Here is a 9113-nt window from a genome sequence, read left to right as displayed (position 1 = left end):
CTCCACAGTGAAGGCAGCATCAGGCGTTTGCACTAGCAACTGACCCGCAGCACACGGATAGAGTATGCGGGTCTGCGCAAGAAAATGGACGTTAGACGCGACCCGCAACGCTTCCCATAGCTGCATAGCGCGGTAGTCCTTGCTATGTTCGGGGCCGCCGCGCCAAATCTGGCCGCCTGCCATCGGGTTGTCGTCGATCAGCCCGACCTGCATACCGGCGGCGGCAGCGCTATGCGCAGCTGACAGTCCGGCTGGCCCGGCACCGACTACCAACACATCAAATTGATATTTCATACGCCATCTCCGGCTGTTGTAGCTGTAGCCTTAGCTAAACCAGTCTTAACTTGCATCTGCGCCCTACACAGGGTCTGGCAGGCGAGCCGATGCGCAAGACCATCGATCGTTACCCGGCACTCCTGACACACGCCCATCCCACAAACGGGAGCGCGCAGCATACCGCTGACCGATTGACGTGTAATGCCTGTTGCCATATCGGTGCCGGCCATCGCAATGGCGGCTGCGACGCTGGTGCCCGGGCTTACCGTGATCGCACGGTTGTCTATGAGCAATTCGATCGGCTCAAGCATAGGTAGCATCCAACGCTGGAAAACGTGCGGGCAAGTAAGGCTCCAATGGCAAGGGCGCGGATTGGCCGGTAATTTGTGCCGCCAGTAGCTGCGCGGTCGCAAGCGAGGTGGTGATACCGAGCCCCTCGTGACCAGTCGCCAGCCAGACATTGCGCCGCCCCGGATGTGGACCGATTAGCGGCAACCCATCCGGGCTTGCTGCGCGAAAGCCGGTCCAGCAACGGATTGCATTCAACTTTGCCAGACCGGGCACATACGCGGCCGCATGCGCGAGCATGCGCGTCATGATGGGGATCTCGACCGCTTGGTCGATGGTATCGAACTGGCGGGAAGAGCCAATCAGCATTTGTCCTGTCGGACGGGGCTGCAGGTTGAAGGCCACCGAGTTTCCGCTCGATGCATGCGCACTTTTGATGTAACCCAACTCAACCAACTGATGCCGCACGAAACCCGGATAGCGATCAGTAATCACGACGTGGCCTTTTTTGGGACGAATCGGCAACTCAGGTAATAAATGGATGGATGCAGCCCCATTGGCGACGACTACTCTGCCGGCATTGAGTCGTGTGCCGCTCGCCAGCATGACGCCATGTTCGGTGATCGTGCTCACGCTATCGCAGATCAGTCGCGCACCACGTTTACAGGCATGCTCGAGTAACATTCGCGCACTCTTCGGTGGGTAGACCACGGCATCGCCTGTCACACGTAGTCCACCGGCAAGGCCAGGCCGCAGACGCGGTTCGTGTTCGTATAGTGATTGTGCGTCGAGTAATTGGCACGCAATTCCATAGGCTGCGAGTGTGCTCTGCTTGGTACGTGCGGCTGCCATCTCTTCGTCATCTGCGGCGACCCAGATCGTACCGCAACGGCTGTATTCGTGACGATCCTGCGCACCACCGACCAAGATGTTCCACAACGCGATTGAATAGCTGGTGAGCGCAAGCTCGGCCGGATTATCATCCATCACCACCAGATGTCCCATCCCCGCAGCCGTTGCGCCACTACCGATAGTTTCCCGCTCAACGATGATCACTTTCAGGCCACGCGCGGCGAGCGCGTCAGCACAAGCGGCGCCAACAATACCGGCCCCAATCACCAGCACGTCCGCGCTCACCGTATGCCCCAAACGAAAGGGTCGCTCTCGTCTAATAGCAACAAAGCCTGTGCGTTGACATGCGCGCGGCCACGGATGCTCGGCAGTATCCGTTGACCGTCAAACCGATAGGATGCATCGAACACGCTACCGATAATGCTCTCCTGACGCCAGACATCCCCTTCGGCGAGCTTACCATCGGCCGCCAGACAGGCAATCTTGGCGCTGGTACCGGTACCGCAAGGTGAACGGTCGTAAGCCTTGCCCGGGCACAGCACAAAATTACGACTATCAACACCCGTTGTCGTTGACGGCGCGAACAATTCGATGTGATCGATCAGCGCGCCGTGGTCCCCAGTCACGCCAGCGCGTTCGAGCGCCTGCCGAACGCGCCAGGAGAAATCGGTCAACGCTTCGATATTGGCGGATTGCAATTCCAGGCCATGCTCGCTTACGAGGAAAAACCAGTTACCGCCCCACGCCACATCGCCGACCACGCGACCATGCCCTGCCACCTCGACCGCCACTTCTTTTTGTGCGCGATGCGCCGGGACGTTATGTACGGTCACGCTAGCGTCGGCGTGGAGCTCGGTTTCTACTATGCCCACTGGCGTTTCGATCCTATGACGTCCGACTTTGATACGAGAAAGATGGGCCAGGGATGCGATGAAACCAATCATGCCGTGTCCGCACATCCCGAGGTATCCGACGTTATTAAAGAAAATCACGGCGGCGGTGCAGGATGCATCGTGAGGGGCGCATAACAGTGCGCCAACCATGACGTCTGAGCCGCGTGGTTCGCACACGACGGCAGAACGGATGTGATCATGGTCGCGCTGGAAGCTTGCCAACTGCATGGATAACGGACCTGGCGCAAGCTCAGGCCCTCCTTTGAGGATGAGCCGGGTTGGCTCTCCGCCTGTATGTGAATCGATGATAGATATTGTTTTCATACCATTAGATTAGCCAGATTCATCACGACAGTCTTGATTAGAAGACACACAATCGATGACGAATTGAGCATAATTTCTCTAAATGTTGGGATGTCTGTCTCGTGGAAGTGCCTGACTATTCACCTTTGATGTCTTCCCGCTGCTAACCAACTCGATGGACAAAAAAATCCCCGACCAAAGGCCGGGGATTTTTTAACACTCAAAGATGCGTCCAAGGGTGCGGTCAATGCGTAACATTGCCCAGAGACTTATTGACACACGCCGTTATCTCTCCAAACATCCCCCGTCCAGCCCGCCGCGCCTGGAGTATGGTGCGCTTCGGCATACCATTTTGAGGTATAAGAGCGTCCATTGAATTGCACTTCAGTAGCACCTTGGTAGGACTTTTTCTCCCATTTCGGAATACCGCTGCAACCACTTTCAACGGCTTTCTTCACCAGAATAAGATGCTCTTTCTTGCTGCTAAACGTACCGTCATTAGCAGTCACCGTAAACTTATAAGTAGTGTCCGCTGTCAGCTTCGGCGTCCTGAAAGTCAGCTCCGCACCGTTGGTATTAAAAACCAGTGGTGGCGATACTGTCCAGCGATAATCCAACGTATTACCGCTCGCAGCACTTGAACCGGCCGCACTGAGTGCAATCGATACACCGGCTTCTGCCTTGGCAGGACCGCTCACGACGACCACTGGCAGACGATTTACATCAGTCTCTACCGTGATGTCTTGCTGTGCAGAAGCATACCGCCCACCATACTCACCCGATACTTCAACCGTGACTTGATAACTCCCTGCTGCTAACTGCGATAAATCCAATTCATAGTTCGTCCCTTGTAAAACTTCGTCACCACTATTTGCATTGCGTACTGTCCAAAGATACGTTAATTCATCATCAAAATTCGCTTGCGCGCTGAGGCTAACACTCTGTCCTTCGGTGAAAGATGTTGCGCCAGAAATAGTCGCGTTAGCGGCTACCACAGTGAGTGTCATGATCGCGCTATCCTGTACGCCATTTTTATCTGTGACGGTCAATCGATAGACACTCTCGCCAGTGGTATTTTCATCCACCATAACTCTGGCAACCGGCTCATCCGCACCATAGATTTCATACAGATCGTTTAACCTTTCCCACTGATACTTCACAGCATTGAGACTCTTTCTACCGTCGAGGATGTAGCGCATTTTTGCATTCGTTGTCGCAACAACTGTGCGATCTTCACCCGCATGCGCTTGTGGCAAACTCGGATCCCGATCATTCGGTTTTAGCAACCCTAAATCCGCAACCCTGGCGCTGGCCTGGTCCGAATAGTGCAAACCCCAGCGATCGAAATATTCACGTAAATCATGTCCGGCGGCGGTACTGTAAGCGACTAAAGTGAAGTCGATAATGCGTTGTTTATCACCTAAAATAGTCCAATATTTATCGTACATGGTCTCGCGGTCAACCGCATGCACCGTCTTCAATCGGATTTGATTGACTTTGGGGAAGAAATCTTCACCATACGCAAAACGTAAGTAGGTTAAAAATCGCAACCGATTAAAGACATCTCCAGCGTTTTCATAGTCGTCATAGCTTTCCGTTGACAACAGAAAATCTTTCACCGCATCAGGATCCCAGGAAGGGGTGCCTTTCAAGTTTTGGTGACATAACTCTAACGGTATGTCTTTATTACCGTTTGCAGTACGGCAAGCCTCAATGGAATAACGATTAACCTGAATTTCGGGGAACAATTGAAACTCGCGGTAAGGCTCATATTGATGACCTAATTCATGCCAGAGTCCCCAATCGACGCCGTTTTCAAAATTCATGCGATCGCCAGAAAATCCAACCGCAACAAAGCCGTTACGGAAATCAGCGTAACAACAAGTTTTATAATTTATAAATAACGTTCCTTGAGATGATTTAAATAGTGGATCCGAACCATCCATGCCGTTTACTTTTTCATAGCTGGCCATTGTCTGGAGATTATCACCAAGAACCTTGCCGACTATTTCATTGGTGACGGTTCCTATTGAATTGGGAACCACCGTATTTGCGCGTCCATCGAACATTAATGAAAATCCGATATCGATATTATTATTACGGGTATTCTCCCAATCGGCTTGTGTGTTCTGACCGAGAATATAAAGATTACTCGGTTTATTTTTATCTGAAATATCGATTTGAACAAACTTGTTTTCTAATTGTTTATCCGGGTCCCCGCAACCGAGCATTAAGGCCCCTGTGTGGCTAAAGGTGTAGTTGGTTACGCCATCAGACGTTAATTCAACCTGCTCCATGTACATCTGATCTTTATTGGAAAAATCCCGTCCGGTAGCAGCAAAGCATGTCGATCCTGCTGGAATAGAGCCAGTCTTGATCTCCACACTGTCACCGGGCTTGCCCATGGTGCGGGTAAAAAAGAATATTCCCCGGCCTATCGTGGCGTACAAGCCATTTGTCCAGTCTTTGGTCTCGTTGTGCGCGACAGGAAGATGATATCGATTCGGTTTCTCAGATGGATAAATCGTCATCGTCCGTTTTAGCCAATATAAAGGGGTACGGCTGTCAGTAGAATCTTTTAATGCCTTGGCAGGATCTGCGCGCAAGGTTTCAACACTTGAATTGATATGAGTTAATGCTTCGACAAAGCCAGCATTATTCGCATGCGTTTCCCACCATTTATCGGCTGACGCATGTTCCGAAGGGACTACATCATATGTCACCCGAACGGTCTGATTCTTAGTCGCATTGCCGTCTTCCGAGGCCGACATCGCGGGAGCGCTAAATAATACGGTCGCCCCCAGCGCTAACACGGTGCGGATATTTACATATTTGTGTTTCAACTTTTACTCCTTAGTGAGGGCTATACCCGGCTTTAATTAAATGGTTTTAAATAACTGAATACATGACGAATTCAGAATCAGAATCAGAATGCGCAAACTATAGCGAGTATTCTCAAGCCCTAAAATTGGATAAAGTCATTGCTGATGTAAGAATTTTCTTTTTAAAAGAGTCGGCATCATATTAAAAACAAACGCTACGTTTTAAATAGATTTATGCAATCATCCAACGGGTCTGATCGCTGAAAGTAAAGTAGTAGTAAACGACAAATTTGAAATTCGGCTCACAGATACAATGACACCCTCCGAGCACATCCATACATTAAATCGATGAAACCACTATCCCTCTCTGCACACCTGAGCAGCGCCGCGCTGACACTTAGTCTGGCAGGCATTACGTTGCCCACTGCGGCTTTGACTTCAAGCCCAGCAACTACCCACACCGCGGTGCAAGCACCCTCATGGGGCACGACGGGCTTGTTGCAAGTCGGTTTTGGACTCGCCTTGATAATCGGACTGATATTTTTATGTACGTGGATTGCGCGTCGTTTAGGTCTGCAAAAACTCGGCAACGGACGTCTCGTTAAGGTCGTTGCCAGCACCAACATCGGCCAGCGTGAACGCGTTGTCGTCGTCGAGGTTGGCTCTACCTGGCTGGTACTCGGTGTCACGTCTGGACAAATTTCTTCACTGCACAGCATGCCAGCGGAGACCCTGCCGGTGACCGGAATGGGCAATACAGGGCCAATTAGCAGCCCTGTCGTCTCCTCTGCAGCGAATACATTTTCACAAAAATTGCGGGAAGCACTCGGACAAAAAACACAGAAAATTTATGCAACAGACGATCAGCGTAATTAGAAAAATATAGTCAAAACAATAGCTCTCGCGGTCTGGAAAATATATTGCAGGCATTGCGCCCATGAAGGTGAGACCGTGAAAGTCATACAGGCCAATAAAATTAAAACCGCGAATATCAATAATTTATACAAATAAGCTACTCAAAAGCATACCGCTACCGCAAATACATGCAGCCCTCCCTGCGTGTTGCGGTCTGACTTGATAGAGTAACGTGAAGCAATTCCCTTGAAGCATGTCGGACTTAGAGAATAGAAGCGAAAATATTGCCCTGTATGCCTTGCATCTTGTTATCGGTGTATTCGTTGGATTGCGATACCGCGCTAATGACGCCAGAATTAACTGAGAAACGTTGACCGCATTCATTCCTGCAACGCAGTTAGATATGTCAACAGGTCCTGAAGATATAAGGAAATACTTTGTTCATACATTCACACCTTCGCATAACGACAATATTAAAAAGTAGCAAATTTCATTCTTATCAAAGTGCCGTTTTATTGATCGGTATCGTTATACAAACAGCATAAAAACATAACTGTCAATTCATGCAGTTGCCGGGCATCCGCAAGGGTCATTGAAATATAGGCATACGGGTACAAACAATCGACAGATCGCTCTATTAAGTACAAAAGCGGTATTCACCCGGCACCAACGCTATTGCTGGAAAATATCAGGGAGTCTTCTGCTGACGCAGATATTCACTACGCTTCATATCGAGATAAGTGGCGCGATCCATTTCATGTAACTGAAGGTGATATTGCTCGGTGGACGTGAACCAGTTTTGCAGGCGCATTTCGTGCTGAGCCGCAGACGGAGCGGAGCAGGTGGCAAGATAGGATGCAATGGCCAGGTAATAACGCATGGTATTGCGTTCAATGAGACCGCGCACGCCGCCGATATAGTCAGGCTGCGATGGCTGATTCGATAATTGATCGCTCGTATGGACGGCGTCTTTGACGGTGAACCCTACTTTGTCCCGACCGATGGTCGCAAGGTAGCCTTGCATGGCCAGGCGTCCGGCAAAACTAAATGCGTAGGAATAGGTGAGATGGAGGAAAGCTTTGCCATCGGCCACGGCGACGGCTTTAAGCACGATGTGATAATCGCGCGTTTGCAAAGGACCGGTCTGTGCATCGAGGCGCACCGCAAAATAGTCCGACGTGTTAGCGGTGAGACGATAAGTAAATCTGATCGGGTAAGCCTCCGCCAACGGTTTATCGTACTTGGTCCCGACATTGACCATGATGCTAGTGACTGCCCGCTCTATCGTTGCATGGCAATATTTGATGTTCAGATGCAGCGTTAATACGTCGCACCAGTGCGTGGGATCGTTGAGTGCGGTATTGACGGTCGCAAAGGAGTAATCAACCAGCGCATAGATATCGCCGGTCAAATGACTGGAAGACTCCACCGAGTCGAGATATAAGGGCTGTTTGAACTGATTGTGGCTGAGTTGTTCGTGTAACTCAGCGTACTTTGCGCGCAACAGTCTTGCTGAGTCGTTATCTGGCAGTTCTGTGCGATCCGCGGGGGCTTGCCACGCATCTCTATCGAGCCCGGCAGCAACCGCTAAGCCAGCACAGGACAATACCGAACCGATGGTGAGCAACGCCAGAATAGCTAGCCATCGTATCGCCCACATGATCGGTTTTATCTGAAATATTGTGCTCATTGTTGGCTATCTTACTGCTGGCTACACTTGTCCGCTGCAACTATCTGAAGGCTATCTCGGTGCAACTCACGCATTGTTTGATGCATTAATATGCAATTAGTAGATGATTAATATCGCTTGTTTAACTTAAAACAGGAGCATTCCCCATGCGTTACAAACTTTACTACTGGCCAACGATACAAGGACGCGGTGAGTTCGTTCGTCTCGCGTTGGAACAATCCGGGGCGACCTATACGGATGTTGCGCGCCGCTCTGAGCGCAGTGGGATGGGCGTGGTGGCGATGCTGCGGTTGATGGATAACCATCCCTCACCCTCTTTCGCCCCGCCGTTCTTGCAAGCTGGTGACCTGTTGATTGGGCAAACAGCGAATATTCTTCTGTTCCTGGGGCCGCGTCTGGAATTAGTACCGGAGGATGAGGCTAGTCGCTTATGGGCGCATCAACTGCAACTGACTATCGCCGATCTGGTCACGGAAGTACACGATACGCATCATCCGGTTGCCAGCGGCCTGTATTACAAGGATCAAAAACCGGAAGCCTTGCGCCGCGCAACCGACTTTACCGGCACCAGACTGCCCAAGTTTTTGGACTATGTTGAGGCAGTTCAAACCCGCAATCCCCTCAGCGATGTCTGGCTGGTCGGCGCTGCGCTGTCCTATGTCGATCTGTCGATGTTCCAGATCATCGCAGGCTTGCGTTATGCATTTCCGAAGACCATGAAACGGTTGGCCGCCGACTATCCGCGCTTGCTGACCCTACATCAACAAGTGGCATCGCAACCGCGTATCGCCAGATATCTGGCATCTCCCAGACGGATAGCGTTTAACCAGCAAGGTATTTTTCGGCATTATCCGGAGTTGGATGGGTAGCGGAGTGGCAACGCCATCTATCGCACCATCTATCGCACCATTTTTTATGCATAATTTATTAAATTGATATTTCAATAATGCATAACTGGTATCCGAAGACAGAATTAGCCCATGCCCGGAGGCTCTCATATACTCACCCCATCGAATCAAATCTACGCATTCAATAACTTAAAAAGGTTTCATCATGAACTTCATTATGCAAGCTCTGCCAGTCGCACTTCCACTTGGTATGACTATTTGCGCGTTTGCTCTGCGTCTGTTTGTC

8 protein-coding genes and 1 pseudogene are annotated in these 9113 nt (G+C 50.7%); 3 read left to right on the top strand and 6 right to left on the bottom strand.

Annotated elements, in window-relative coordinates; all coding sequences use genetic code 11:
* The 5 genes from ACVBEF_RS19125 to ACVBEF_RS19105 form a co-directional block, all read right to left on the bottom strand.
* Window positions 1-294 (bottom strand): FAD-dependent oxidoreductase (locus tag ACVBEF_RS19125; RefSeq protein ID WP_447125510.1); only part of this gene is annotated, 294 nt, incomplete at its 3' end.
* Window positions 291-587, bottom strand: a complete 297-nt coding sequence (locus ACVBEF_RS19120; RefSeq protein WP_447125509.1) for a (2Fe-2S)-binding protein — start codon at window positions 585-587, stop codon at window positions 291-293. The genes ACVBEF_RS19120 and ACVBEF_RS19125, both read right to left, overlap by 4 nt.
* Window positions 580-1701 (bottom strand): NAD(P)/FAD-dependent oxidoreductase, encoded by a 1122-nt coding sequence (locus ACVBEF_RS19115; RefSeq protein WP_447125508.1) that lies wholly within the window; start codon window positions 1699-1701, stop codon window positions 580-582. The genes ACVBEF_RS19120 and ACVBEF_RS19115 overlap by 8 nt, the downstream gene beginning before the upstream one ends.
* The gene (locus tag ACVBEF_RS19110) at window positions 1698-2633 is read right to left on the bottom strand and encodes a 4-hydroxyproline epimerase (RefSeq protein ID WP_447125507.1); all 936 of its coding nucleotides are present in this window, start codon (window positions 2631-2633) and stop codon (window positions 1698-1700) included. Before ACVBEF_RS19110 ends, ACVBEF_RS19115 begins: the two co-directional genes overlap by 4 nt.
* Before the next feature lie 248 nt (window positions 2634-2881).
* Window positions 2882-5455, bottom strand: a complete 2574-nt coding sequence (locus ACVBEF_RS19105; protein WP_447125506.1) for a M60 family metallopeptidase — start codon at window positions 5453-5455, stop codon at window positions 2882-2884.
* A gap of 232 nt (window positions 5456-5687) precedes the next feature.
* Here ACVBEF_RS19105 and ACVBEF_RS19100 point away from each other — a divergent pair.
* Window positions 5688-5786: pseudogene (locus ACVBEF_RS19100) on the top strand (flagellar motor switch protein FliN); the annotation flags it as partial.
* Window positions 5783-6310, top strand: a complete 528-nt coding sequence (fliO, locus tag ACVBEF_RS19095; protein WP_447125505.1) for a flagellar biosynthetic protein FliO — start codon at window positions 5783-5785, stop codon at window positions 6308-6310. The pseudogene ACVBEF_RS19100 and the gene fliO, both read left to right, overlap by 4 nt.
* Before the next feature lie 667 nt (window positions 6311-6977).
* Here fliO and ACVBEF_RS19090 read toward each other — a convergent pair.
* Complete coding sequence (locus ACVBEF_RS19090) at window positions 6978-7979, bottom strand: hypothetical protein (RefSeq protein WP_447125504.1); 1002 nt, start codon at window positions 7977-7979, stop codon at window positions 6978-6980.
* Window positions 7980-8125: 146 nt separating this feature from the next.
* Between ACVBEF_RS19090 and ACVBEF_RS19085 the strand changes: the two genes are divergently transcribed.
* Window positions 8126-8848, top strand: coding sequence for a glutathione S-transferase (locus tag ACVBEF_RS19085; protein WP_447125503.1), 723 nt, complete (start codon window positions 8126-8128; stop codon window positions 8846-8848).
* The last annotated feature ends 265 nt before the right edge of the window (window positions 8849-9113 follow it).

The sequence above is a fragment of the Glaciimonas sp. GG7 genome, assembly GCF_052976905.1.
The sequence above is the reverse complement of the archived record's forward strand: the minus strand, read 5'-3'. Positions and strand labels throughout refer to the sequence as shown.